The following is a 25,104-nucleotide window of genomic DNA, read 5'->3' on the forward strand; positions in this document are numbered from 1 at the left end:
CATGACAAAAACAGAAATTTTAAAAGCTATCTATGCAGGAATTAACAGTAATAATATTCCGGGCATTTTAGAGTTCTGTGCTGCTGATATTGTGCGAATTGAGCCCGCAGGTTTTCCAAGCTCTGGCACTTACCGGGGCCACGCTGAACTTGCGGCCCACGTAGTGAAAGGGCGTGACACATGGGCCGAAGGGGCCTGCGAGCCCGAAAGTTTTCAAGTCGCAGGGGAAAAGGTCATTGCTTTCTTGCATGTAAAAGTACGATTAAAAAACCATCACGATTGGATTGATGCCCGAATCGCTGATGTTTTCACCTTCCGCGATCATAAAGTCATTGAAATGCGAACATTTGCAAAGAGTGAAGAGGCCATTAAATGGGTTCAGGAAAACCTCTGATCTAAATTGTCAGACAAAAGACCGAGCATTTTTATTCAAGCTTCTTTAAGGATATCTTAAGTCAAATTTTGCTTACACATCCCCGATAGAATGATTCTAAGACTTATTGGGGATATTTTTATGTTGAAGAGTAAACACCTGCGCACACGTATGGCCTTTGCCATTATATCAGTCATCACACTGATCCTAGTGGCCATGACAGTATACAACTATAAAAAATCATCTGCTCTGATTCAGGAAGAAGCCTTTGGAAAGGCAAATTACCTGGCCTTAAATTATGCTAAAAATATTGAATCTGATATCAATGAAGCTTTTTCAAAGGCGCGCAGCCTCGCCTCAACATTGTCGAGAATGAAGGAGAAAGAAATCGTTTCAAACCGCGATGTGGTTGTCGAAATGATTGGCGATATTGTTAAAAGTAAAAAAGATTTTTATTACGGTTCAGGAACATTCTGGGAGCCAAATGCCTGGGACGGAAAAGATCACGAGCATGCCAAAAAATTTGGTGCTGAAGATAGCGGTCTTTTTGGCTATTGGTACCGCAAGGATGGGAAAGGGGATTATGTCCTTGACCCTACGACGGCTGAGCAGGCGGTTAAAATGTATAAGCCGGGCGATGGTGACTGGTATTTAATTCCAATGCAATCCAAGAAAGAGTCGATGATCGAGCCTTACGAGTACACCACAAACTCAGGGGATAAGATGGTTTTGACCTCTCCATCAGTTCCTATCATTTTAAATGGGAAATTTTTAGGGATCACTTCAGTCGATATCACTTTAAACTCTGTGATTGATCTTATTAACTCTATCAAGCCTTACGATGTCGGGTATGCGATGTTGATTGCCAGTGATGGGAATGTTGTCTCTCATCCAAATAAAGACCTGGTGATGAAGCCACTTGCTGATGAGCTTATGAAGGGGCTGATTAAAAAATCAAATGAAGAAAAGAAAGTTGAAGACTCCCTTTCAGCAGATGGCAAAGATTATATTGTAATCGCCCCAATTAAGCTGGGAGAGTCGGGAAAGTACTGGTCTTTAATTGTGATTATCCCTGTGGATAAAGTTTTAGCAGGGTCAATAACTTTGGCGAAAACTCAAGTTCTTTTTTCGATTCTTGCCTTGATCATTGTTTCTCTTATTATTTATTTCCTTGCTCAGTCAATTGCTAAACCATTATCTGTTTCTTCAGATTCAGTTCATCAAACAGGTATTGATTTGTATGCCAACTCAGAAAAACTGATGAAGGTGTCGGAGAGTTTATCCAGTTCATCAACGGAGCAATCGGCCGCTCTAGTTGAAACTGCAACGGCGATGGATGAGATCAATGCTATGGTTCAGGCCAATACGTCAGCGGCCCGCAGAGGAAGAGAAGCATCACAAGATTCAAGAAGTGCCGCACTTGAAGGAAAAAATGCGACAGAAGAGATGATCCGTTCAATTCAAGATATTCGAGAATCGACAACTAAAATCTCGGAGCAGACCAATAAATCAAATATTGAGGTTCAGGAAATCCTGACAATCTTCCAGGCGATCTCAGATAAGACAAAAGTTATTAATGACATCGTTTTCCAAACGAAACTTCTGTCGTTTAATGCTTCCGTTGAAGCTGCGCGAGCGGGAGAGCAGGGAAAGGGATTTTCGGTTGTTGCGGAAGAAGTTGGGAAGCTTGCAGAGATGAGTGGCCACTCTTCGACAGAGATTGCGGATTTATTATCATCAAGTACTGAAAAAGTAGAACAAATCATCCAGAAGAACAAAGCAGCGACTGAAGGCCTGGTGGTAGAGGCCAACCAAAAAGTAAAAGCAGGAATTCAAACTGCAGAAGTCTGCACTGAAGCTCTGGAGAAAATCATTATCGGCTCAGATCAAGTGGCCCAACTTGTAGAAGAGATTTTCTCAGCATCTGAACAACAGGCCGCTGGTGTGGCCGAAGTAAGTAAGGCCATCGCTGAACTTGAAGTGCAGGCACAGTCTAATTCAACACTCGCTCAGGAAGCGGCAACATCGGCACAAATTGTAAATCAGAAGTCTGATGCACTTAAAACGGTTGCTAATGAATTGAGATCAGTGATTGAAGGGAGTGCAAAAGAATAATAGGTTCGGCCTGTTTGCTTTTCATTGTAAAAGAGGCTTTCTAGGGTCTTTGGCCTCTAACACTCTGATACCTCAAGGTATGCAGAGATTAAATGAACTAACTTTAATCTCTTTTCCCCATGACTATTGCCGCAAATTGGCGTAGATTCCCCCAAAATCAATCTCAGGAATTCCCATGAAAAAAGTAAGAGTCCAACTCGTTAGATATGACATGACTAAAACTCAAAAACGCAATCGCAAAGATATGCTGGTTGATGAGCAAACCGAAGATGCAGTTATCGCACAACTTGAGAAAATCCATAAAGGTGAAGAGGTCGTAAAAATTCACGAGATCATCTGGGATGATAAACAAATCAAAGAAGCAAATCGCCAAAATAAAATTGAACAAAGACACATGTTCACTGGACAAGTAAAATTCCTGGACCTGGAAAAAGGTTTTGGTTTTATCCGCCCAGATGAAGACATGGACGATCTATTTTTTCATAAGTCAGCTTGCGAAGATGGAGTTCCTTATGACGGAGATAGAGTTATCTTCAAAATTAGCAAGAGACCAAAAGGTCTATCTGCGATTCATGTGAAGATTTTAACTGAAGATAAAGAATAAAAGAGGAATTAATGAAAAAAGAATTTAAACTAACTGACCCTAAAAAAGCTCCAGCAAGACAAGTTGATTATGTAAAACACGAAATCAATAAGTATCTTGCCCGCGAAAGAAGAAAGACTCCTAAAGAAGGCGCTGACTACTGGGACTTTGATTGCAAGCTTGGCAAAGACAAAGACTCTGCAGCCGTGATTCAGGTTTCAGAAATCAATAAAGCGATTGATAAAGTCGTAAGCGACAATGCAGAGAGCTTTTACATCGAAGTCCTGGCAAAACCAGGATACAAAACGAAAAAAGTAAAATAACGATCCTATGAAATCCATCCTGTGCATTTTTTTTAGTTTAATCTCTCAAATTGCATGGGCCATCGTTGATGGTACGCCAATTACTGATTCATCTTTTCGCCAATCAGTGGCCTTAGTTTATAAGAAAGATCCAACTCAAACGACTGGTGAGATTTACTGTAGTGGTACTTTAATCGGGCCAAGAGTTGTCATCAGTGCAGCTCACTGTATTTCTTCAGGTGCCAAGGCAATGAAAGTTTCAGTCGAGGCTTTCAAAAGCCAGACTTGGATTTATATGGGGGAGACTGAGAATGCCCCTGATCTGCCAATGGTTACGCCACAATTTAAAAATGCAAAGGTTGTCGTTCATCCAATGAATGACTCTATTTACAGCGATATTGTTTTGATTGAATTAGACCAAGACGTAGATTTAAAAAAATGGTCTATCAATCCTGCCTCGCTTTTAATTCCCACCAAGGAACTCCTGGGAAAAGAATTGATCCACGTTGGTTACGGCCAAATTGCCAATGATGGAGTGAAAGGGAATAAGGCCCTGCTTCGCCTGCCTCTTAAAGAACTCAATGGCTATAACGGCCTGGGAGTTGGAGAGATGCGCGGAAATGGACCTGGTGCCTGCCACGGTGATTCTGGAGGAAGTGCCTACATGAGTGACCAAAAAGGTAACTTGCGCTTTGTAGGCGTTGAGTACGCTGTGTCTAATCACCCGTGTGGTTTTAGCGCAACTTTCTTTGTTCCACTCAATGAAAAGATTATCGATTGGTTGAAGAGTTTAAATCGTCCTCTTTTTCTTTAGTTCTTTTGTGATAGACTTTTTTCATGAAAAAAGAAAACTTACGCACTCCATGGGGACCGGCGGAAAAAGAAAGCTGGTTTAAAGAACAAACAATCAAACGCTCATACAATGATGAGGTCGTGACTAAAATCATGAAACTCAAAGAGACTTATGATGTTTCTCAATATGGGGCCCTTTCTTTAAACACACAAAAATATCCTGTTTTCTTAATCAAGAGTAAGAATTTCGATCCTGCTAAAAAAACAGTTCTGATTACCGGCGGAGTCCACGGATATGAAACGAGTGGTGTCCATGGCGCTCTTCTTTTTATGGAGAAATATGCCGCTGGTTACACAGATACATTCAACTTCATTTGCACACCATGTGTGAGCCCCTGGGGGTATGAAACGATTAATCGTTGGAACAATCTTGCAATTGATCCAAACCGTTCATTCTACGCCAACAGTCCGGCGGAGGAATGCAGTCTCTTCTTAAAAGCAATTGCAGATCAAAAAACTCCTATCTTCGTTCATTTTGACCTTCACGAAACAACGGATACGGACAACTCTGTTTTTAGACCTGCCCTGGCAGCTAGAGATGGAAAAGAAGAAAAATTTTCAGAAATTCCTGATGGTTTTTATGTTGTTGGCGATACCTCTAATCCGCAAAAAGGATTTCAAAAGGCAGTCATTGATGAAGTAAGGAAAGTCACTCACATTGCTCCTGCCGACGAAGAAGGAAATCTCATCGGTGTAAAAATGGAAGATGATGGAGTGGTTTATTACGATATGAAGAAGCTCTTCTTGTGTGGAGGTTTTTCAGATGCTGAGTATTCAACAACGACTGAGGTTTATCCAGATAGCCCGAAAGTCACAGCTGAAAATTGTAACCTTGCTCAGGTTGCAGCCGTTAGAGGTGGATTGAATTACGTTAAGAGCAGAATTTAATCAGCTTTTTGTAATTCTGTGTGAAGCTTTAAAGCGATGTTGCCCGCTTCGGACTTTACTTGATAGGCCGGCTTTTCAACTGAGCCGTTGCGTTTGATTCTTGAGCCTTTGATGATTTTTTCAATCGGAGCGAAGTGGACTTCTTCAACTTGTCCTTTAATCGTTCCTCCGGCCCACTTCCATGTTACTTTATCGCCAACTGAATAAGGTTTAATTTTTTCCATAAGATTTAGTTTACTTTACACCTGTTGCCCTTTGACAAGCAATAGAAGTTTATTGGCCCCACTGTTAATCGTATTGGAAAGCTCTAAAACCTGTGACGCTGTTGTCGAAACGCGCTCAGAAGCTAAAGAGTTCTGTCCCGTAACTTCATCAATTTGCCCCATGGCCTTGTTGACTTCACTAATTCCTTGCGATTGTTCTTTTGAGGCATTGGCAACTTCAACAACCAAAGATTCAGCTGTTTGAGATGAAAGATTAATTTCATTTAAGAGGGTATTACAGTACTCTGCTTTCTCGTTACCTATTTCAATTTTTTCTTTTCCATCTCTCATGAGTGAGCCAATTTCTGATTTAGTAGAGGCTACAATTTCATTCACTTTTTTGATACTTGAATCTAGTTCCGATTTTATTTCGTTGGCCGCATTTCCACTCATTTGGGCGAGGTTGCCAATTTCTTGTGCAACGACAGCAAAGCCTTTTCCTTGTTCACCAGCTCTTGCGGCCTCTACTGATGCATTAAAAGAGAGGAGTTTTGTTTGGAAGACGATATCATTAATGATTTTTGTTTTTTCTGCAATGTTAGTAATGACATTGGCCATCTCATTTAATTCTGCATTGTTTTTTTCAATAAATTGATTAAATGATTCATTATTCTTGCTGATTTCATTCATAGCGATAAGCATTTCATGAATTGCTTTCTGACCAGCTCTCACAGAGTTTAGACTCTCTAAAGAAGATACTTTGGCATTGTTGGCATTGTCTGAGTTCTTGCTGATCATGGCGCTGATTTCTTCGATGCTGGCCGCTGTCTCTTGAACTGCAGCCGCTTGTTCTGTTGCACACGAAGAAAGCTCTTCGCTCAATGAACTCATCGAGTCAGCTGAAGAGATGAGTTTCGGAGTCGTCGCACTTAACTCTTCACTCACAGTGATGATCTGGAGAGTGAGATTTTTAATAAATTTAAAGCTAAAGATAGAATAAATGACGAGAACGATTATTGGGAAGTAGATAGTAATTTTGAAAATTAAAGAGAGAGTGTTTGAGATTTTATCAATTTCTTTCGTAAAATTATTTGTAGACTCATTTAAGAAAGAATCTACTTTTTGTTGAAGATCTAAAGATGCCTGATCAAAGTTCGGCATATAAGTGTTACCTGCTTTTGTACCTTCTTTGATGTAAAGATTGGCCATTTTTACGCCGGTAGAATAATACACTTCAGAAAATTTTTTAATTTCCTCCAGCTTGGCAACCATTGCAGTATTGTTTTCTTTAGTTGCCAGTTCACTTTCTTCCTGAAGATTTTTAAGAAGGTCTTCGTAGTTTTTTTTTGCTTCTTCAAGCCCGTCATCTAAACCATCTTCACCTCTGGTTGCGCCAATATCTGAGAGGTATTGTTGAATTTGAACGACATGTAATTTTGTTTTTTGAGACAGACGGTAATGTGTAAAATTTATTTTAATGTCTTTAACATTGTAGGTGTTGATTTGATAAAGGTAGTAAATAACGACAGACGCAAATGAGATGAAGAACATAAAAGCAATAAGCTGACCGAAAGCAATCTTTTTCCCTAGGGATAGTGACATAAAATATTCCATGTGTGCATTTTTTGTATAATGACTAATAGGATATCTGATTCTGGGGAAAAACATAGTTTGATCGATAGAATTTAAAAAATAGTGTTTGGGGCTTCAATCAATTTTTTAAACAGGCAAATTAAGAAATGAGCCAGGAAGAATAGGAGATTCTCCCTGGCAAGAAAAATTATTTAAATGAGGGATCTAGATCAAATCTATCCAGCTCCATTACCTTAACCCAAGCTTTCACAAAATCATCTACAAACTTCTCTTTTCCGTCTGCAGAAGCATAAACTTCTGCAAGGGCACGAAGCTGAGCATTTGATCCAAAGACTAAATCCACGCGAGTGGCTGTCCACTTCTTTGCACCAGACTTGCGCTCTTTTCCTTCAAAAAGCTGCTCATCTTTATCGATTGCTTCCCATCGAGTGTTCATGTTTAGAAGATTCACGAAGTAATCATTTGAGAGAACTCCAACTTTATCAGTAAAGACCCCATGATTTGATCCGTCTGAATTCGTTCCCAAGACTCTCATTCCACCAATGAGTGCAGTCATTTCTGGTGCTGTTAGAGTTAAGAGTTGGGCCTTGTCGATTAAAAGCTCTTCCGCTGTCAGGCTGTATTTCTTTTTTAAGTAGTTTCTAAAACCATCAGCGATCGGCTCCAAAACTTCAAATGAATGAGCATCCGTTTGTTCAGCAGAAGCGTCCATTCTTCCTGGTCTAAAAGGAACTGTGACTTTATGGCCAGCATCTGCTGCAGCTTTTTCAACAGCAGCACATCCTGCCAGAACAATCACGTCAGCAAGAGAGACTGGTTTTCCAAATTCTTTGCGAACCTTTTCTAAGATTTCCAATTCTTCTTTTAAAAGTTTTGGACGATTGGCCTCCCAAGTATTTTGAGGAGCAAGCCTTACGCGCGCCCCGTTTGCACCACCGCGCTTATCAGAGCCTCTGTAAGAAGAAGCTGAAGCCCATGCAACTGAAACCAGTCTTGAAACCGATAATCCCGAAGCTAAGATTTTATCTTTTAGTGTTTTGATATCTGCCTGGCCAATGAGTTGGTGATTCACTGCTGGAATCGGGTCTTGCCAGATTAGGTCTTCTTTTGGAACTTCTTTTCCAAGGTAGCGAACTTTCGGCCCCATATCTCTGTGAGTAAGCTTAAACCACGCTCTTCTAAATGATTCAGCAAAAAGCTGTGGATCAGCGTGGTACTTACGCGCGATTTTTTCGTAGATAGGGTCCATCTTCATGGCCATATCAGCTGTCGTCATCATCGGTGCGTGTTTTTTCTTAGGATCGTGAGCATCTTCAACTAATGTATCTGTCGCGCGGTCTTTCGGACGCCACTGGTGAGCTCCTGCCGGAGATTTTGTTAATTCCCATTCGTAGTTTAAAAGCATATCGAGGTAACCTGAATCCCATTTTGTTGGGTTTGGTTTCCATGCACCTTCAATACCACTTGTTGTCGCATCGACACCGTGACCAGTTTGGTAAGCATTTTTCCAACCTAAACCCTGGTCAACAATATTTCCTGCTGCTGGTTCACGACCAACATGTTTTGCATTTCCTGCTCCGTGAGCTTTACCAAAAGTGTGTCCTCCGGCAACCAGGGCCACTGTTTCTTCATCATTCATCGCCATGCGAGCGAATGTTTCACGAATATCGCGCGCTGATTTAATAGGATCAGGATTTCCACCAGGTCCTTCTGGGTTGACATAAATGAGTCCCATCTGAATCGCGGCCAGAGGATCATCCATTTTTTTATCGTCAGTGATACGCGTATCTCCCAGCCATTTATCTTCTGATCCCCAGTAAATATCTTCTTCAGCTTCGTAAATATCTACACGGCCACCACCGAAACCAAATGTTCCAAGACCCATTGATTCAAGAGCGCAGTTTCCTGCAAGAACCATTAAGTCGGCCCATGAAAGTTTCTTTCCGTATTTTTGTTTTATTGGCCACAGAAGCATGCGCGCCTTATCCAGGTTGGCGTTGTCAGGCCAGCTGTTAAGAGGAGGGAAACGTTGGCTTCCAGAACCTGCTCCTCCGCGGCCATCACCCGTTCTGTATGTACCGGCACTATGCCATGCCATTCTGATAAAAAGAGGTCCGTAGTGTCCGTAATCGGCCGGCCACCAATCTTGTGAATCTCTCATGAGTGCATTGATATCTTTTTTGACTGCATCGAGGTCGAGCTTTTTAAATTCCTCTGCGTAATTGAATTTTTCTCCGTATGGATTTGATTCACTCGTGTGCTGGTGAAGCACGTTGATATTGAGCATATCCGGCCACCAGTCCCTGTTGGTAATTCGTCTTCGGTTGTTTTCTTTTTCTGTCGTGTTGCTCATGAATCATCCTCCATAAAATTTTTTAAATTATAGGTATTTTATTTATTGGAGAGCAAATAGTTTAAATTGATTAGGGGATAGTCATATGTCTTCTGCTAAGGGTTATAACGCTCTTATGCCTATGAAAAGAGGCACTAATTTTCAGCTATTTCAGCTAGATAGGGACTTTTTAGGAGATGGCCCCTTTAGTCATTAGAATAGGGGGATGAAATTTGATTTTGGAAAATATACTTTAAAGCTTAGGAGTCTACCCAACTCGAAAAATATTCGAAGATATCTCGATTGCTTGATGTATTACATGGCCGTGCTTGCTGCGTATAATTTGATTACGATCTGTTTGGTCTATGACGATTTCACGCCAAGGTTTCCAGCACTGTTTGCTCTAGCGATTCCAGTGCTTTTTTTTTACACCTATCACACTTTGGAAAATGAATTCAAAAACGTCACACGCGATATGGTGAAAGATGTTATCACTTACATTCGTTTGAAGCAGACACAGTCACTGATTGAAACACTTGAAGAGAATCCAGAAATTTTGCAGGGGACTTATAAGAAAAAGAGTCTTTTATATTGGGCTAGACATCACAAAAATCTAGAAGCGAATTCGATTATTATTGATGTGATGAAAAAACAAAAGAAGGCACATTCAGATTAATGAATGTGCCAGTTCAAATTAATAGTTTTTAATGAGAATAATTTTTAAGACTCTTCTGAATCGACTGGGTCCTTTGTCATAACCACAGTCACAGGCATTCGTTTCTGTATTAAATTCATCTTTTCCACATTGCGGGCATGTAATAAAGGCCATAAATTCTCCTGATGTTTATTTTTGGCTTGAAGGAATTCGCGCAGGGATCAAGTCATACACTGAAAGTGCAGTTTTAAATTCTTTTAGATCCATCGAAGCAAGCTTTTTTACGGCCATCATATGCTCTTGATCATTAATTTTCTTATAATAAAGAGCTTCATCAATACTAGTCTGTGTGAGTTTTTTGTTTTTTTCAAACTGCTCAACATTTTTCTTTGTCACATAATAATTAATTTCTTCCGCTCCTGTTGCTCCTCCAACTGGAGCCCAAAGAATAGAAGCTGGCCAGAAGAGAAGATTAACGATTCCAAGTCCCACATTGCCGTTGTAAAAGTCGCCAACGCCAGGGAGAATGTTAAGGGCAGCAGCCGTTCCCGGGCTCTTTTCTTGAACTTCCAGATTGCTCGCTTGCCATTCCTTCAACTCTGATTTTTGTTGAGAGTTTAAAGAGGCACAAGACACTAAAGTCATAAGTAATAAAATACTGAAAATTCTTTTCATTTGTTTCTCCTAAAAACACGCGATGGACACCATGTTTATTCATGTCGGAATTTTTCTTGGTTTGGTTAAGCCGCGTACTCAAACTTGAACAAATATTTATATAGGAATATAGATAAAAGAGGCACTTATCGAGTATTAGTCGACTCAGAGAATGGCAATTATTTGAGATTCGCTTGACTCGATTCCTCATTCGTTTAGAATGTTTTAATGAACAAAATTTTCATGATTCTTGTCTTACTGACATCGCTTATTTCCTGTGCCTCTGCCTCCCGCAATTCTGATCAGGATAAAATCGATAATGAGTCGGAGATGTTGGATCGTGCAGAGGCCAATGCCACACCTGGCGGAAGAAAGATCCTGGAAGTTTCAAGATCAATGATCGCCGATCAGGATGTCGTTGTTGGTGGATGTTGGGATTATATTAACGCCGTTTACGATCGCGCAGGTTACCCATCTAATCAAAGAGTCACTATTTATAAAAGTAAATTCGAAGGGCCATACGCCAAGACTGAAACCTTTGAAGCAGGGGACTGGCTTTACTTCGTTAATCACTCATATAGAGATATCGAACACAGTGCGATTTTTGTCGCCTGGATTAATGAAGCAAAGAAAGAAGCTTTGATGGTGAATTACATCGGTGGAAAGAAGAAAAAGCCGGGTTCATATAAGAGATTTATTTTAGATAACGTCTACAACGTCTTTAGATCTCGCGAATAATTATCTTTTACAAAAACGCTCACACCCTTTGTCTGATTGAGCCCCACGAGCACCAAAGATCGTTGCTTCATAATCTTTCTTCTCAAAAGAAGTAGTCTTAGAGCAATCACTCGCATCCTGAAGCTCTTTATACCATCCCACTAAAACAGCAGACTGATAATCAAGCTTTTGAGCGATATAACACCCGGCCAGGCAGTGGCGGATTTTGTCGTTGGTCTTTTTTGAACGGGCAAAGTTATTGGCGTCGTTAGCGACTTTTTCGATTTCTGCCAGCATCTGCCAGCCGGGAAGAGCAGGTTGGATTTTAATCCAGTCTTTGACATCCATTCCAGACTTGCGGTCTTTTTCTAGGGGCTCGCATTGCAAGGCTCTCGCGTAAACTTGATCTACTTTTTTTTGAAAGATTGCTTTGGCGATGCTGTCGCCAAAATCGGCGTAGGATGGGACTGAGGCAAGGATCAAAACAAGGGACAGGCTTTTTTTCATTCTCCTATGGTAATCGAGAATCGAAAAACCTGCTATGGTTAAAATATTAAGACTTTTTTAGGATATCGATAAAGGCCAGCATTTCTTTTTCCAAGTCATCTGGTTTTTGAGTACAGGCCTTAAGGCTCATCCCGGTTGCAAAATTCAACAATAGATTTGTCAGTAGTTCTGGATTTTTAACTTTTTCGGCCTGGATATTTTTAAAGATCATCTCTTGGACTTCGGCCGAGTTCTTTTCTAAAAGTTGCTTCACCTTCGTTGGGATAATGGCGTACTCTCTAGCTGTGTAGGCCATAAAGCATCCCTTCTGTCCTTTGCAGTGAAGTTTGTCTTTGAAATAATTTTCGATATTCTGCCAGCCATGCGGTGTTGCTTTTAAGAGAGCATAGAGTGGGTTGTTGTCGTGGTATCTTCTAAGGCTTTCAAGAAAGATATCGTCCTTATCTTTGAACTCAGAATAGAGACCAGACTTATTAACCCCGGTTGCTTTTTCCAGGTCAGATAAAGACGTGTCAGCATAACCTTTCTTCCAGAAAAGTTGGATAGCAGAATCTAAAACATCTTCACGATTAAAGGCTTTTAAGCGTCCCATGTGCTTAATATATCATAAAAAACCGTTCGGTTCAATATTTTTGTTGCAATCGTTTTTAAAAGGAGTATATTTTGAACCAATCGGTTCAGAATTAAGAACCCCAAAAAAAGGAATGAATTATGTCTAAGTTAGCTAATAAAATCGCTCTTGTTACAGGTGGAAACTCAGGTATTGGTCTGGCGACTGCCAAATTATTTAAAGAGCAGGGAGCACAAGTCGTCATCACGGCTCGCTCTAATGAAACCTTTGAAAAGGCCAAGCAGGAATATGGAGCGCAGTTTGATGTAGTTCAGGCCGATGTCAGTAAGATTGCCGATATCGAGCGCCTTTTTGCCCACATTAAAACGAAGTATGGAAAGTTCGACATTCTTTTTGCCAACGCAGGGATTGCAGGATTTTCACCAACGCTGGAAGTGACTCCAGAATATTTTGACAATCAATTTAATACAAACGTTAAAGGTCTTTACTTCACTGTGGCCAGAGCGATCCCACTTTTAAATAAAGGGAGCTCTGTGGTCTTAACTGCTTCAGTTGTGGCAAGTAAAGGTTTTGCAGGATCGAGTGTGTACTCAGCAACCAAAGCAGCGGTAAGAAACTTCGCCCGCAGCTGGACAGCTGAATTTCCAGTTGAAGACATTCGCTTCAATGTTCTTTCTCCAGGACCAATCCAAACTCCAATCTTTGATAAAATGGGATTGCCTCAAGAAGGTCAGGATCATCTGGGTGGATCGACTCCTATTAAGAGATTAGGAAAAGCAGAAGAAATGGCCAAGGCGGCACTGTTTTTAGCAAGTGATGATTCAAGCTACGTCGTTGGAGCTGAACTCATGGCCGACGGTGGATTTGGCCAAATTTAATATATATGCGTCCCCGTTTTTGGACGGGGACTTTTTTTAATTATTCTCTAAGAGCTTTTTCATTTTATCCAAAGATGAACTCCATCCACTTACACACTCATCATGTTCCGAAGCAGGGATTCCTTCGTGGACTAACTGAATCTCAGTTTTGTTCTCGCCAAGACTTGTGAACTTCACAGAGTAAATGAGTGTCTCCTCAGCATTCTCCCAAGCTCCACCCATGCCGGCCTCTCTGGCCGAAATAGGACGACCATTTTTGTCAGCGAATTGATCTGTGCAGACGATCAATTCATTAGGGAAAATTTCCTTATATGTGCCTGTGCTCCAGACAACTTGCCCACCAGAATCTTCCATTGCAATAAGATATTTGCCATCAATTCTAAAATCCAATTCTGCATGTGGGCATGAAAAACCTTGAGGACCCCACCATTGCTTAACCATTTCTGGGTCTGACCAGGCCTTCCATACATTTTCAATAGGAGCATTGAAGTTTTTAGTCACTTCGACAAATGGAGTGTTGAAGTGTGAATGAAATTGTCCTGATGTTGTATCTGATTTGTCGGTTGTTTGTGTCATTTTGAACTCCCAGGTTGTGGTTGACTCATAAAAGAGTATGCAAGAATGATGTCATCTTCGTTGTGCATTGCCAGTGAAGGGAAAGACATTTTAAAATAATGGCCATGAAGTACACCAATATTGTTATTCTTACCGGCGCCGGAATTTCTGAAGAGTCTGGCATCCAAACTTTTCGTGGAGTCGATGGAATTTGGGAAAATCATCGCATTGAGGAAGTGGCCCACCCAATGGCTTTCCAAAAGAATCCGGAACTCGTTCATCGTTTTTACAATGAAAGAAGAAAAAAATTGCAGACTCCTGAGATAAGGCCCAATGAAGCTCACTTGGCACTAAAAAATCTTGAAGATAATTCTTTTGCTCACTTTCTCTTAGTCACTCAAAACGTAGATAATCTTCACGAAAGAGCTGGTGCTGAAAAAGTGGTTCACATGCATGGAGAAATAATGAAGGCCCGGTGTCTTTCATGTGAGAAGTCCAATGAACACTTTGAAGATATGACTCTTGAATCTGTATGCAAAAGTTGCGGGACAAAGGGCAGACTCCGCCCGGACATCGTATGGTTTGAAGAAACCGTCATGCATATGAAAGAGATTATGGAGCATCTTCGTTTGTGTGATCTTTTCATTTGTATTGGAACAAGTGGACAAGTTTATCCTGCTGCTGGCTTTGTGGATATGGTTCCGCTTGATTGCAGAACTGTCGAAATCAACTTGGTGCCAACACAGATTAGCTCACTTTTTAAAGAGCATTATTATGGGAAGGCTTCAATTGAAGTGCCTCGCTTTATTCAGCAGCTCATCAGCGGGAAATAGGGCGACTATCTGGTTTTTTTATTCGCTTCACAGGCCGTATAGGTAGCACTGCCTTTACCGCCAGAGTTATCTGCACAATTGGCCGGCACAGTGTTTTCTGTCGGAGCGACAAAAGCTGGTGCTTTTAGTGAGCGTTTTTTTTCGGTCGAGATCGTGTTTGGATATCCGGAAGCAGCACCTGGTAAACCTCTAATCTGCTCTTCCGCATTGATCGGAGAGTGGGGATCAGGCTTTTGTGTTGTTTGAGAAAAAGCGTTGAAAGCAAAAAAGAGAGAAATGATTAAGAAACTTTTCATAAAGTGCTCCTTAAAAATATTCTCTCTCTGATTAGTGTCAATGGCAATTATTTATTAATTGTTTCCATAATCCATGGGTAAGCGAAAGAGACGTTCGCGTATAACCCATATAGATTAGGGCGGGCACAACCATTACCCCAGCTGATAACTCCAGCAAGGATTGGTTTGGCATCAGCACCCATGATCGTAAATGGTCCACCGCTATCACCCTGGCATGAATCTTTTTTTCCAGTAGCGTATCCTGCAGGGATCATTGCTTCTTCTACCAGACCTTTGTAAGCGTTCTCAGCGTTTGCGACTTCACGACTTACAATTGGAAGCTCAACATACATAAGTAGGTTAGATGAACTTCCAGCTTCTCTGACTGAGCCCCATCCCATGGCCATAGCTTTTGTTCCTGGTTCAATCGCACCTTGCTCAACAAGATTTGGAGTTAAAAGATCGATTGCTTTAAGTCCCATGTTTTCAAAATGAATCGCGTATTTCAACTCAATCAGCGCAAAATCGTGACTGTATGTTTTTGGATTATACTTTGGGTGTGGATATGCTTTTTTTACTTCTAACTTAATTCTTTCTTTCGACTTCAGGTTGACGTGTCCTGCTGTTACATAACGGCTGATAACCGGCTGACAGTGAGCAGCTGTTAGAATCCACTTCGCAGCAATGATACTTCCAGCACAACCACCGCCAAGACTAACGATGTGTGAGGTTTCAAGAACTGCTGGATCAACAAGATCTCCACCAACAATTTTATCATTGGCAAAAAGTGAGTTTGTTAAAGAGAAAAGAAGACAAAAAAGAAAAGTTTTTTTCATTGCAGGGCACCCGGTTTTTTTCGTAAAACTATAACGAAAAGATACTTTTTTGAAAATGTAGAATTCAGTTAATGTTTTGTTAATCTATTAAAATGGTTTAAACACGGCGCCTGCCTCCAAACATAGTCGCTTTTTTAGAAGTCGTATCTTTACCAAACTAAGACTCAAGTCTTCAATTTTCTTGTTTTCGTCAAATAGAGTTTAGATTGGTCGCGATTTCTACCAAAATTGGTTTGTCCCTCTCTACCAAGGTTATTACATGAAATTATCTTTCCTCGTCTTCGCTCTCTTTTTGACGGCCATGAATTCTTTTGCCGGAGATGCCACCGGAGCCACAGGTTTTTATATCTCCAACGATATGACGACTTACCAAGCTTCAGATGTGCCAAGACTTCTTAATCAACTCACTGTTGAGTCACCTGATAAAAATATTCTTCTTTATGTACACGGTAGAAGTCACACGTTGGAAAAAGAATGGAATAACATTAATAAGGTCGAGCAAATTTATAATGTGCGAGTGTTAATGCTTCACTGGGATTCATGGAATAATGCTCTAGGGCGCCCTGTGGATAATACCTATGAAGGAAGTAGACAATTAGACCTAGGACTACATGAAGCTTATCGTTTCAAAAAAAATGATACTGATTTTTTTAAAACTCACAAGATGCTCCTGATGTTCCACTCAATGGGGAATATTGTTCTTAAAAATTACCTGGAAAAATCTAAGAATGATATTCAGGACCCAAGCTTTTTTGATTCGGTTATCCTAACTGGTGCAGACACTCCATTTACCGGGCATAAGAAGTGGCTTTCTACACTAAATATGTCTCGTGATATTTATGTCGTTACAAATAACAAAGACGCTGTTCTTTTGGCCTCTGTAGGGCATGACTATACTGAGATCGACTTAGGATCTAAGAATGATGACCGCTTAGGTTTGGGAAGAGGTTTTGACAATCTTCTTTTCCTTAATACTCGAATTGCAGCAAACGCTCTCTATTTTGATCTTTCAAGCCTGGCAGGTTCCGGGCACCGTCATTACTTAAGTGACAATCAAGACATTGAAGATTTATTCCATTTTATGTTTAAAGAAAAATTCAATCAGATCCCAATCGGGTATAAAAGCAAAAAGAACTATTATAGATTTTAATGAAGAAGGGGGCAGGCAGAGAAAAAATCATCTGCCTGCTTTAAGATTTTAGTTTCTAGAAGAAATTTCTCTTTGGATCGCGCTGAAGTTTGAATTCACACAACTAATGAACGAGTAGTCCAAAGTTTTGCGGTCAAAATTCATACATGATTGCATCCATACAGTGTTTTCAAGTTGGCGTTGGGCCTCTCTGAAACCATTATTCACACAGCTCGTGAATCCATAATCCACTTCCTGACCGAAATTCATACAGTGCTGGAAGAATCCTCCCGTCACGCGAGAAATCGAAGAGAAGTTTGAGTTTACACAGCTCTGGAAAGAGTAGCTTACACCTGTGCCGAAATGGCTGCAGTACTGAAGAAAGATAGCAGCTTTTTCGTTTTCTTGAACGACTTCTGGAGTTTGAGCAGAAGCCAGAGAGGTGAAACCGAGAAGAAGCGCAAGGGATAATAATCTTTTCATTTTATAACCTCCGAGAAATGAAATGTAGTTAAATGCTAGCGTCAGCGGAGGACATCGGCTAGCTTATTTTTTGGACCCTAGTGTCGCAGCTTGTTTAATTTTTTTGTGCAATCATCATAATAATTCTTGAACTTTGCAGGACATTCTTCGGCCTTAGTGAAACCATTTACACATCCTTCCAATGTCTCCAGACAAAATTTTAAGTCTTCGACTTTGCCAGAATTCACAATTGAGTTCCAATAAAGGGCTTCAGCTTTAGCTTCACATTGAACTTGAAGATAAGCAGACGACGGATGTTTCAGGTATTTTAAAAGTATGTCTTCTTGTTTGAAATTCAGCGCCTGATAATCCTCTGGGTAGTGTGTCTTTAAATCATCTTTGATTTGCTGAATATTTTGAGCGTATTTTTGCGCGCACTCAAGGAAGTAGCGGTAGTCAGTATTAGAAGCAAAATTCTCTTCTAGTCCCTTATGGATTTTAAGATCCTCGCAAAGATACTCGAAGCGCTTTTTTTGTTCTTCGTCCTTTAGCTCCACAGTCCCGGATGGAAGGAGAGTTGGGTTTGCACAAGCGCCTTCAAGGTTAATGGCCTTACTTTCAAAGGCCTCTTTTAAAGCGGCGACATACACCGCTTGAGTCGTGATGAGCTTCTTTTTCGCTTCCAGGTTGGCCTTGTAAAAGTAAGCGATTACAAGGGCCAAGACGATTGTTAGAGACGCGGCAAGGGTGATTTTCTTTTTCATAAGGTATCCAAATAACATAAAGAATGAAGCAAATCAAAGGTCAGCTTGCACTTTTTTATGGTTGGGTTATGATTTTATTTAAGAGGTCAATATGGATTTTGATCTTCCCTTAATCTCTCGACATAAAGCTTCTCAAAAAAATCTAAGTGATATTTTTTCACCTCTCAATCATTTCGTCGATCACAGTATTACAAAGAGACATATCTCTTCTCAAATTGATTTAGAGCTTGGATTCAATATCAAACAAACAGAAGAAATTTTGCAGTCAAAAGCAAAAAAACTTTTACCAGAATCACAGTTTGATCAATGGGGGCCTGTTCTACATGGAGGAGCACAAACCTGGATTGGACTTGATTTTCAAATTCTTCAAACGAGTTACCACGATTTAAAGGCCATGTTTGAAATCATTAAACCGAAAGCAGGTGAGAGAGTGATTGATCTTGGTGCAGGTTATGGAAGAATAGGTGTCTTTCTTCATCACTTCTATCCACGCTCAGAATTTTTAGGAATAGAGATCGTTAAAGAAAGAGTCGATGAAGGCAACAGGCTTCTTAGAACTCTTGGCTGCCACGATAAAAAACTGGCAGCGATTGATTTGGATAAAATGGGCGAGCTGCCTGAAGGTGACATCTTTTTTATCTACGATTTTGGTTCAGTCACACACATCAAGAAAGTGCTTGAAATGCTCAAGCATACACCACGACGCCTACTGGTTGTTAAAGGGCAGATTGCACGACAGATCATGCTTAAAGACGAAGAGTACGGCGAAGGCCTGAAAGTCAAAAAACTCGAAGATGTTTATATTTATTAAAGCTCATTCAGCCATGGAAGTATTTGAGATTTGTTGGCATATATAAGTAAATCTCTCAGGTATTTTCGTAGATCTTTTTTACATTGCTCTGTCTTGACTTTTTTTTCGGGCATCCCAAAATAATTATGTCCATATTTTTCAAGGAGGTTGAAACCCAGACTGTTAAACGTACGTATAATGAATAGGAAGTTAAACCTTAACCCTGCATTTTTTGGAGGAAAAATGAAAGCCAAGTTTAAAGAATTTTTAAATTCCAACATTCTTATTCTACTCATTGCACTTTTCATGGGGTTTTTATGTCATTACTTTGTGACTAATGAAATTATGGCATCAGATAACTCTATAACAAAACCTCAGGAGCTTTATTCAAAGGCACTATCCATTCATCAAGAGCGCCCGTTATTTCACTACCGTCATTTAAGGTAAGGGGATAAAAAAGGCCCCCGGCTTTTTTGCCGGGGGCTGAGTTTATTTAGATATTTTTTAAATACTCTTCAAGCTTATCGAATGATCCTGTCCATCCAACAGTCATGCCACCTTTTTCTTTAATAAAAGTTTCAAGTTCAATTTGAGTAAAGTCTCCGACAAGTTCCCAGCTCACTGTCACGCGAGTGAGTGTTGGATTTTCTTCTATTAAGGTTACCGTTGTCTGCATTGTTGTCGGCCAGTTTGGATCAAAAGGGGCCTTGGTGATATTTCCTTTTTCATCGCAGAACTCTTGCGTGTAGACGATGCGGTTAGGTTGCGTAATTTCTTTATACTGTGCTTTATTGTAAAGAGTGAAGCCTTGAGCGTCGCTCATTTTACAAATCGTATAGTCACCAACTTTGATGTCATTTTTTAAATAGACCATGTCCATACCAGTGGGAGCAAGCCACTTAGTGAAATGTTCTGGTTTTGTGAACATATCAAAGACAAGGGCGATCGGAGCTTCGAAAGTGCGGTTGATAACAAACTTTTCTTTTCCTGAAGATCTTTTCTCAAGATGTTCAGCAAGACGATCCCAAGTGGCGTTTCCACCAGCTTTCCTGATATGTTTACCGATTTCTTTTGCTGCTTCAGGATCTGGGAAAGCCATCCACATTTCCATTTTTGTTTTATCATTTTTTAATTCGATAAAGTTCACTGTCACTCTAAAAAGAGCATCTCTTTCTTCGTTGCCTCCGTGATCATACATCAGGCGAGAGTAGGGAATGATTTCGTGATAAGTTGTAATATTTGGCCAATCCACTCCATCTGGTCCATGCATTGTATAAATCCATTTTCCACCAGGGCGAAAATCTTTGCTTTTCGTTGTGTGTGTAAAACCACGAGGCCCCCACCATTTCGCCACCTGATCCGGGTCTGTCCAGGCTTCCCAAACAATTTTCACTGGAGCATCGTAAATTCTTTCAATGTAGATCTCATTCGGTTTATTTTTTGCGCTCATGACTTCTTCCCTTTTTTAGTAGGTTTATTTTTTTTATTATTTTGCGAAGTAACAGTTTTTAAATATTCATCAAGGCGATCAAGACTTTCTTCCCAGAAGATGCGGTATTGCTCCATCCATTCAGTGGCATCTTTGAGGGCTTCAGCATTGAGCTTACATGGCCTCCATTGGGCCTCCTTTGTTTTTGTAATAAGTCCCGCTCGCTCCAGAACTTTTAAATGCTTGGTGATCGCTGGGAGACTCATATCTTTTAAAAATGGTTTTGCTAAATCCGTTACACTCGCTTCTCCCCCAGAGAGTTGAGCAAGTATCGCTCTTCTGGTTGGATCAGCGAGTGCGGAGAAGGTTAGGCTTAGTTGGTCTGTTTGCATGAGCATGTTATTTTACCTATCGGTTAATTAACTGTTTGGTTAAATATAAGGCTAATACTAATTCAGGTCAACTGGCCTATGTTTTTTTATTAATTTCAATGCGTTAACGCCACCTTAGAGACTAAATAAAATCAATCAACTTTAGGGTTGTCTTTAAAAAGTGAGCCTGTTAACTTTCCCTAGGCTTTTTTTATTTACAAGAAAAAGAGAGGGGAGTCATGAAAGTTTTAGAATTTATTTTTCTCACGATTTTATTTGCACTGCCTATCAAACCTGTAATTGGGCAAGAGATGAATCCGTACACTGTTGGTGCTTACGATAAGATTTATTATATCGCCACCAATGGGCTTAGAGTTCGCTCCACTCCAGAAGACAGCGCCAAAGTCATGGGGCTTTTAAATCTCAATGATAAAGTCCGTCTGATTAGCATAGATCTTATTAATAACAAGTACGTTGAAATTGAAGTTGTTAGCTCAAACGCGAAGCTGATCGATGCTGAACATTACTACGTCGTCTTCGAATATCTTTTAGACAGACCACAAGATTATAAAGAATTTAATGGAAAACTTTTTGTGGTTATCAATGTGGCCAGTGAAACTCTTCGCGTTTACGAAAGACAATGCATGGATGATTCTTGTCCACACAAAATGATTATGGAAACAGAAGTCGTTGTTGGTGAGGACAAAGATCTTTCGGCCGCAGAAAAAGGAAAGGGACGTTCAATTCTTGGTTCATACCGAGTGACTGGATGGACGAAGTTTTATCAGGATGCTGAAGGACATTATCCTGCCTGGTATAAAGATGGTTATCCAATGCCACCAGCGATTGGAGATAATGACTGGAGAGACTGGTTTAAGGGCAAGTACATGCCAGATGGAAAGGATGGTGAGAAGGAAGGAAAAATGCGTGGTGCTTTTGGTTGGTACGCAGCTTTTGTTTCTCCCAACCCATTTGGACAATGGATGCACGGAACTCTTGGTTGGGGTGAAGACAAAGATAAGTATATCAAGAAAACAAAAAAATTCATGATCAACGTTGTTTCAAACCCAAGAAGTTCTGGTTGTACAAGAAATAACAACGAGGCCATTGCTTATTTAAGGCAGGTTATTGAAACGGGAACTCCGGTGATTAAAATTTATGCTCGAGAAGCTTTAATGGACCCAAGCTTAAGAAATTATCGTGGAGTGACTCGTCAGTGGAAATACATCATGACAAAAACAGCGGGGCTTCGCGCAGACAGAGCTGAAGTGATGAAAACACTTGGTCTTAATGACCGTGATGTCGATGCTTATTGGAAAACGTATAGAGATGGTGGCTCAATCATTATTGATCCAGCAAACAAATTAAATCAAATTCTTGAAGTTGGAACATACGATCTCGATACAGAGCCGACAGCTTTCCCATTCACAGAACGCAAAAAAATTCTTGGGAAATGGAGAGCGACAGGAAGAAATGGAAACGTTTACGGTCTAAAAAATGAAGAGATGTCGACTGGTGTTTTCTATGTAGACTCGGGATTTCTCAATGGATACCGCCATCCACTGGCGAAGATGGAGACATCGGGATTTCTCGATGAAGTCACGCCATCGTGGATGAATATGGCGAAATTAAGATAAATTTTAGTTTCAATAAAGCGTAAGAAGCGAATTATTAATGGAATTCACGCGAGATGTAAGAGTTCTTTATTAGTCATTTCGCTTCGCGCTTCCCTAAAATGAATCTTGATATTCTACTAATTTTCAGAGACCACTTATGACTAAAACATTCTTATGCCTAATGCTGTTGATGTCTTTTTCTCAAAGTGTCCAAGCAGAAGAAAAAGCTTCTGCTGTTCTTAGCCGTTATGGATTTAAGGCCCAGGAAATTTCAGCTCTCGAAAAGAAAATTCCAGAACTAGACGAACTCATCATTTCTTCTGAACATCAGACTTTTGTTGGCCCAGAATATAATGCTTCAAATTTCACTCTAAAACTTTACGACCAGGATTCAAACGATATTTATACAGTTATGAAATCTGATTCGTTAGTTGATGTTGAAAAGTCTGACGGTGTTTTTGAATCAGAGATCAAAAGAATTGAAGGCGAAATCCGCGGAACACTTTACGACACTTTAATGAACGATGTGGGCGTGGAAAAAATTGCGACCCAAATGAGCGAAGCTTTTAAAGAAGACTTCTCAACAACAAAAGGCCTGCGCGTAAATGCTTCTTACAGCATGGACGTGAGACAATATTACGAAAACGGAAGACTGGTTAAACAAGGAAGCGTTCTTCAAGCCTCACTCATTATCGGTCATGCTCTTTCAAAAAAGATTTTAAAAATTGACCCTGAAACGTTTGCCTGGAAACTTCTCTCGGAAGATTATGAACTGGCAGACAAACCTTTTTACGCTCCGGTGAGATCAAGCCGCGTTTCAAGCTTATTCCAGCTTAATCGCAGACACCCAGTGACGAGAAGACATCAACCGCACAACGGAATTGATTTCGTTGCTCCAAGTGGAACTCCGGTGTACCCGGCCCTTGAAGGTGAGGTGGTGACGATGGCCAGGACACGCTCAAAAGGAAAATTCGTAACGATCCTTCATGACAATGGCTACCAGACGACTTATATCCATTTAAAGAAATTTCAGAAAGGTCTGCGCGTAGGAATGCGTGTGAATATGGAAGATCAGATTGGACAAGTGGGGCGCACTGGATATGCAACGGGAGCTCACCTTCATTTTGGTGTGATTAGAGACGGCTTTTTTGTGAATCCAATCAACCTGGTGAAGAGTTATTGTTATGACCAGAAAGACCAGCATGAGAACATGAACATGGAACAAGAGGACCTTGGGATTTTAGAAGGCGATCTGTTACCTAGTGATGAAGCAGAAGAATAAAAAAATTGAATAAAAAAAAGCCCCGCATAACGGGGCTTTTTTATTTCTACCAATATCCTAAAACTTTCCACCAAACAGCACAACCTAATCCAAAAATAATCAGGTTAAGCACTGTGACCACAAAGCCGTATTTCCACCATTCACCCATAGTGACATAACCAGGTCCAAAAAGAACCGGCGCTGTTCCTGTACCGTAGTGAGTGATTGAAGCACAAAGAGAAGATGCAAATCCTAAGAAGAGACCAAACATTAAAGGAGGTGCACCTAAGGCCACACCAACGCCAAAGAATGAAGCAAAGAGAGCGGAGATGTGGGCTGTATTACTTGCAAAGAAGTAATGAATGAAGACGTAAATGAGAATTAAAATCACGGCCGCTTGAAGTGAGCTTAGTCCCCAGTGAGAAATAGAGGTCTCAACCAATTGGGAGAACCATTTGATGACTCCAAGTTTATTTAAGTAAGTGGCCATCATAACTAGTGACGAGAACCAAGTCACAGTATCCCATGCACCTTTTTCTTTAAGCAGGTCATCCCAGCTTAAAACACCAGAGAAAAGTAAAACACCAAGACCAACAAAGGCCCCAGCTGTCGGATCAATTTTAAAAAGAGGGTCACTTGAAATTAAAGCAGGACCGCCGGCCCAGATAAAAAGCAGTAAGAAGAAAACGCCAATCATAATCCATTCTTCTAATTTGATTGGACCCATTTCTTGAAGTTTCTGAGTAGCTAGGGCTGCCGCATTTGGAGTGTTTTTAATTTGCGGAGGATAGATCATGTAAAGGATAAGCGGGATAAGAAGAAGGGCAATGAGTCCCGGTACAAAAGCAGCAATGGCCCATTGGCTCCAGCTTACTTCGATATTGGCGACTTGCTTAATTCCTGCTGTGACCAGTGGGTTTGGAGCGGTCGCAGTGATAAACATTGCTGAAGTGATGATATTCACCTGGTAAGCAACCAACGTTAAGAAGGCCCCAACTTTTAATCTCGAGCCTTCATCAGGAAGTGAGCCCATTGATTCAGAGATCGAACGGTTGATAGGATAAAGGACTCCACCTCCGCGAGCAGTGTTACTTGGCATAACAGGAGAAAGGATTAATTCAGCAAATGAAAGTCCGTAACTGATACCGATGGTGCGCTTTCCGAACATCTTGACGAAGTAGTAGGCGACGCGTGCACCGAGGCCTGTTTTAATAAATCCGCGAGAAATAAAAAAGGCGATACCGATAAGCCAGATCAGAGTGTTTGAGAAACCACTTAGTGCGTCTCCCATGGCCTTGGCCGGTTCACCGGGATTGGTCACCTGAGTGATCCCGACGAGAAGAATACCAATCATAGCAGCTCCACCGATAGGCAGGGCCTTACCGATAATGGCAACGATGGTACCAACGAAAATTCCTAGTAAGCGCCAGGCATTGATGTCGACACCTTCAGGCGGGGCAATAATAAACCAGAAAAGGCAAGTTACCACGAACGCAATAAGCGCCGGGATCACTTTTACTGGGGATAGTTTCATTCCTGACTCCTGTGGAAATGAGATAA

The 25,104-nt window shown here is 40.7% G+C and carries 30 protein-coding genes; 15 read left to right on the forward strand and 15 right to left on the reverse strand.

From position 1 onward, the window contains the following. Nucleotide 1: 1 nt before the first annotated feature. The 6 genes from C0V70_RS04410 to C0V70_RS04435 all read left to right on the forward strand — a co-directional run bounded on the left by C0V70_RS04410 (nucleotide 2) and on the right by C0V70_RS04435 (nucleotide 5,113). Complete coding sequence (locus C0V70_RS04410) at nucleotides 2-394, forward strand: nuclear transport factor 2 family protein (RefSeq protein ID WP_102242660.1); 393 nt, start codon at nucleotides 2-4, stop codon at nucleotides 392-394. Between the two features lie 120 nt (nucleotides 395-514). Next, nucleotides 515-2,488, forward strand: coding sequence for a methyl-accepting chemotaxis protein (locus C0V70_RS04415; protein WP_158649562.1), 1,974 nt, complete (start codon nucleotides 515-517; stop codon nucleotides 2,486-2,488). 175 nt (nucleotides 2,489-2,663) lie between these two features. After that, nucleotides 2,664-3,092 (forward strand): cold-shock protein, encoded by a 429-nt coding sequence (locus tag C0V70_RS19190; RefSeq protein WP_243733586.1) that lies wholly within the window; start codon nucleotides 2,664-2,666, stop codon nucleotides 3,090-3,092. A gap of 11 nt (nucleotides 3,093-3,103) precedes the next feature. Next, entirely contained in the window at nucleotides 3,104-3,394 is a 291-nt protein-coding gene (locus C0V70_RS04425; protein WP_102242662.1) for a DUF6172 family protein, read from the forward strand. 7 nt (nucleotides 3,395-3,401) lie between these two features. Continuing rightward, entirely contained in the window at nucleotides 3,402-4,187 is a 786-nt protein-coding gene (locus C0V70_RS04430) for a trypsin-like serine protease (protein WP_102242663.1), read from the forward strand. A gap of 23 nt (nucleotides 4,188-4,210) precedes the next feature. Continuing rightward, the gene (locus C0V70_RS04435; protein WP_102242664.1) at nucleotides 4,211-5,113 is read left to right on the forward strand and encodes a M14 family metallopeptidase; all 903 of its coding nucleotides are present in this window, start codon (nucleotides 4,211-4,213) and stop codon (nucleotides 5,111-5,113) included. Here C0V70_RS04435 and C0V70_RS04440 read toward each other — a convergent pair. The 3 genes from C0V70_RS04440 to katG form a co-directional block, all read right to left on the reverse strand. After that, the gene (locus C0V70_RS04440; RefSeq protein WP_102242665.1) at nucleotides 5,110-5,337 is read right to left on the reverse strand and encodes a hypervirulence associated TUDOR domain-containing protein; all 228 of its coding nucleotides are present in this window, start codon (nucleotides 5,335-5,337) and stop codon (nucleotides 5,110-5,112) included. The genes C0V70_RS04435 and C0V70_RS04440 overlap by 4 nt on opposite strands. A 15-nt stretch (nucleotides 5,338-5,352) precedes the next feature. Beyond that, entirely contained in the window at nucleotides 5,353-6,984 is a 1,632-nt protein-coding gene (locus C0V70_RS04445; RefSeq protein WP_102242666.1) for a methyl-accepting chemotaxis protein, read from the reverse strand. Nucleotides 6,985-7,096: 112 nt separating this feature from the next. After that, nucleotides 7,097-9,262 (reverse strand): catalase/peroxidase HPI, encoded by a 2,166-nt coding sequence (gene katG / locus C0V70_RS04450; RefSeq protein WP_102242667.1) that lies wholly within the window; start codon nucleotides 9,260-9,262, stop codon nucleotides 7,097-7,099. A gap of 205 nt (nucleotides 9,263-9,467) precedes the next feature. Between katG and C0V70_RS04455 the strand changes: the two genes are divergently transcribed. After that, nucleotides 9,468-9,917, forward strand: a complete 450-nt coding sequence (locus C0V70_RS04455) for a hypothetical protein (protein ID WP_102242668.1) — start codon at nucleotides 9,468-9,470, stop codon at nucleotides 9,915-9,917. An 18-nt stretch (nucleotides 9,918-9,935) separates the two neighbouring features. Here the strand turns inward: C0V70_RS04455 and C0V70_RS19265 are convergent, their stop codons facing one another. Both C0V70_RS19265 and C0V70_RS04460 read right to left on the reverse strand, forming a co-directional pair. Next, nucleotides 9,936-10,070 carry a hypothetical protein gene (locus tag C0V70_RS19265; protein ID WP_272868929.1) on the reverse strand — a complete coding sequence of 45 codons (135 nt, stop codon included), beginning with the start codon at nucleotides 10,068-10,070 and terminating at the stop codon, nucleotides 9,936-9,938. A 15-nt stretch (nucleotides 10,071-10,085) separates the two neighbouring features. Then, on the reverse strand, nucleotides 10,086-10,571 hold the full coding sequence (locus tag C0V70_RS04460; RefSeq protein ID WP_102242669.1) for a hypothetical protein: 486 nt from the start codon (nucleotides 10,569-10,571) through the stop codon (nucleotides 10,086-10,088). 207 nt (nucleotides 10,572-10,778) lie between these two features. On the opposite strand from C0V70_RS04460, the gene C0V70_RS04465 reads away from it, so the two are divergent. Beyond that, a complete protein-coding gene (locus C0V70_RS04465; RefSeq protein ID WP_102242670.1) occupies nucleotides 10,779-11,288 on the forward strand; it encodes a hypothetical protein in 510 nt (169 codons plus the stop codon). Here C0V70_RS04465 and C0V70_RS04470 read toward each other — a convergent pair whose 3' ends face one another. Further along, the gene (locus C0V70_RS04470) at nucleotides 11,289-11,774 is read right to left on the reverse strand and encodes a hypothetical protein (protein WP_102242671.1); all 486 of its coding nucleotides are present in this window, start codon (nucleotides 11,772-11,774) and stop codon (nucleotides 11,289-11,291) included. Between the two features lie 46 nt (nucleotides 11,775-11,820). After that, complete coding sequence (locus C0V70_RS04475) at nucleotides 11,821-12,366, reverse strand: TetR/AcrR family transcriptional regulator (protein WP_102242672.1); 546 nt, start codon at nucleotides 12,364-12,366, stop codon at nucleotides 11,821-11,823. Nucleotides 12,367-12,485: 119 nt separating this feature from the next. Here C0V70_RS04475 and C0V70_RS04480 point away from each other — a divergent pair, with 119 nt between their 5' ends. After that, nucleotides 12,486-13,223, forward strand: coding sequence for an SDR family oxidoreductase (locus tag C0V70_RS04480; protein WP_102242673.1), 738 nt, complete (start codon nucleotides 12,486-12,488; stop codon nucleotides 13,221-13,223). A 36-nt stretch (nucleotides 13,224-13,259) separates the two neighbouring features. Here C0V70_RS04480 and C0V70_RS04485 read toward each other — a convergent pair whose 3' ends face one another. Next, entirely contained in the window at nucleotides 13,260-13,799 is a 540-nt protein-coding gene (locus C0V70_RS04485) for an SRPBCC family protein (protein WP_102242674.1), read from the reverse strand. 98 nt (nucleotides 13,800-13,897) lie between these two features. Between C0V70_RS04485 and C0V70_RS04490 the strand changes: the two genes are divergently transcribed. Beyond that, nucleotides 13,898-14,611: an SIR2 family NAD-dependent protein deacylase gene (locus C0V70_RS04490; RefSeq protein WP_102242675.1), complete on the forward strand. Its 714-nt coding sequence runs from the start codon at nucleotides 13,898-13,900 to the stop codon at nucleotides 14,609-14,611. 5 nt (nucleotides 14,612-14,616) lie between these two features. Here C0V70_RS04490 and C0V70_RS04495 read toward each other — a convergent pair whose 3' ends face one another. Both C0V70_RS04495 and C0V70_RS04500 read right to left on the reverse strand, forming a co-directional pair. Beyond that, nucleotides 14,617-14,907, reverse strand: a complete 291-nt coding sequence (locus C0V70_RS04495; protein WP_102242676.1) for a hypothetical protein — start codon at nucleotides 14,905-14,907, stop codon at nucleotides 14,617-14,619. Nucleotides 14,908-14,954: 47 nt separating this feature from the next. Next, complete coding sequence (locus tag C0V70_RS04500) at nucleotides 14,955-15,722, reverse strand: serine protease (protein WP_102242677.1); 768 nt, start codon at nucleotides 15,720-15,722, stop codon at nucleotides 14,955-14,957. A gap of 259 nt (nucleotides 15,723-15,981) precedes the next feature. Here C0V70_RS04500 and C0V70_RS04505 point away from each other — a divergent pair, with 259 nt between their 5' ends. Next, the gene (locus tag C0V70_RS04505; RefSeq protein WP_102242678.1) at nucleotides 15,982-16,872 is read left to right on the forward strand and encodes an alpha/beta hydrolase; all 891 of its coding nucleotides are present in this window, start codon (nucleotides 15,982-15,984) and stop codon (nucleotides 16,870-16,872) included. A gap of 48 nt (nucleotides 16,873-16,920) precedes the next feature. Here C0V70_RS04505 and C0V70_RS04510 read toward each other — a convergent pair whose 3' ends face one another. Together C0V70_RS04510 and C0V70_RS04515 are read right to left on the reverse strand one after the other, a co-directional pair. Next, on the reverse strand, nucleotides 16,921-17,334 hold the full coding sequence (locus tag C0V70_RS04510; RefSeq protein WP_102242679.1) for a hypothetical protein: 414 nt from the start codon (nucleotides 17,332-17,334) through the stop codon (nucleotides 16,921-16,923). Between the two features lie 77 nt (nucleotides 17,335-17,411). Continuing rightward, entirely contained in the window at nucleotides 17,412-18,077 is a 666-nt protein-coding gene (locus C0V70_RS04515; protein ID WP_102242680.1) for a hypothetical protein, read from the reverse strand. A gap of 91 nt (nucleotides 18,078-18,168) precedes the next feature. Between C0V70_RS04515 and C0V70_RS04520 the strand changes: the two genes are divergently transcribed. Both C0V70_RS04520 and C0V70_RS18950 read left to right on the forward strand, forming a co-directional pair. Next, a complete protein-coding gene (locus C0V70_RS04520) occupies nucleotides 18,169-18,888 on the forward strand; it encodes a class I SAM-dependent methyltransferase (RefSeq protein WP_102242681.1) in 720 nt (239 codons plus the stop codon). Between the two features lie 222 nt (nucleotides 18,889-19,110). Continuing rightward, on the forward strand, nucleotides 19,111-19,314 hold the full coding sequence (locus tag C0V70_RS18950) for a hypothetical protein (RefSeq protein WP_133566712.1): 204 nt from the start codon (nucleotides 19,111-19,113) through the stop codon (nucleotides 19,312-19,314). A gap of 46 nt (nucleotides 19,315-19,360) precedes the next feature. Here the strand turns inward: C0V70_RS18950 and C0V70_RS04530 are convergent, their stop codons facing one another. Beyond that, nucleotides 19,361-20,317 carry an SRPBCC family protein gene (locus tag C0V70_RS04530; protein ID WP_102242683.1) on the reverse strand — a complete coding sequence of 319 codons (957 nt, stop codon included), beginning with the start codon at nucleotides 20,315-20,317 and terminating at the stop codon, nucleotides 19,361-19,363. Continuing rightward, complete coding sequence (locus tag C0V70_RS04535; RefSeq protein WP_102245446.1) at nucleotides 20,314-20,688, reverse strand: ArsR/SmtB family transcription factor; 375 nt, start codon at nucleotides 20,686-20,688, stop codon at nucleotides 20,314-20,316. Before C0V70_RS04535 ends, C0V70_RS04530 begins: the two co-directional genes overlap by 4 nt. Nucleotides 20,689-20,906: 218 nt before the next feature. On the opposite strand from C0V70_RS04535, the gene C0V70_RS04540 reads away from it, so the two are divergent. After that, entirely contained in the window at nucleotides 20,907-22,304 is a 1,398-nt protein-coding gene (locus tag C0V70_RS04540; RefSeq protein ID WP_102242684.1) for a L,D-transpeptidase, read from the forward strand. 136 nt (nucleotides 22,305-22,440) lie between these two features. After that, nucleotides 22,441-23,565, forward strand: coding sequence for a M23 family metallopeptidase (locus tag C0V70_RS04545; protein WP_102242685.1), 1,125 nt, complete (start codon nucleotides 22,441-22,443; stop codon nucleotides 23,563-23,565). Between the two features lie 46 nt (nucleotides 23,566-23,611). Here the strand turns inward: C0V70_RS04545 and C0V70_RS04550 are convergent, their stop codons facing one another. Further along, a complete protein-coding gene (locus tag C0V70_RS04550) occupies nucleotides 23,612-25,078 on the reverse strand; it encodes a DASS family sodium-coupled anion symporter (RefSeq protein WP_102242686.1) in 1,467 nt (488 codons plus the stop codon). Between the last annotated feature and the right edge of the window lie 26 nt (nucleotides 25,079-25,104).

The organism is Bacteriovorax stolpii (assembly GCF_002872415.1).
GTDB lineage: Bacteria > Bdellovibrionota > Bacteriovoracia > Bacteriovoracales > Bacteriovoracaceae > Bacteriovorax > Bacteriovorax stolpii.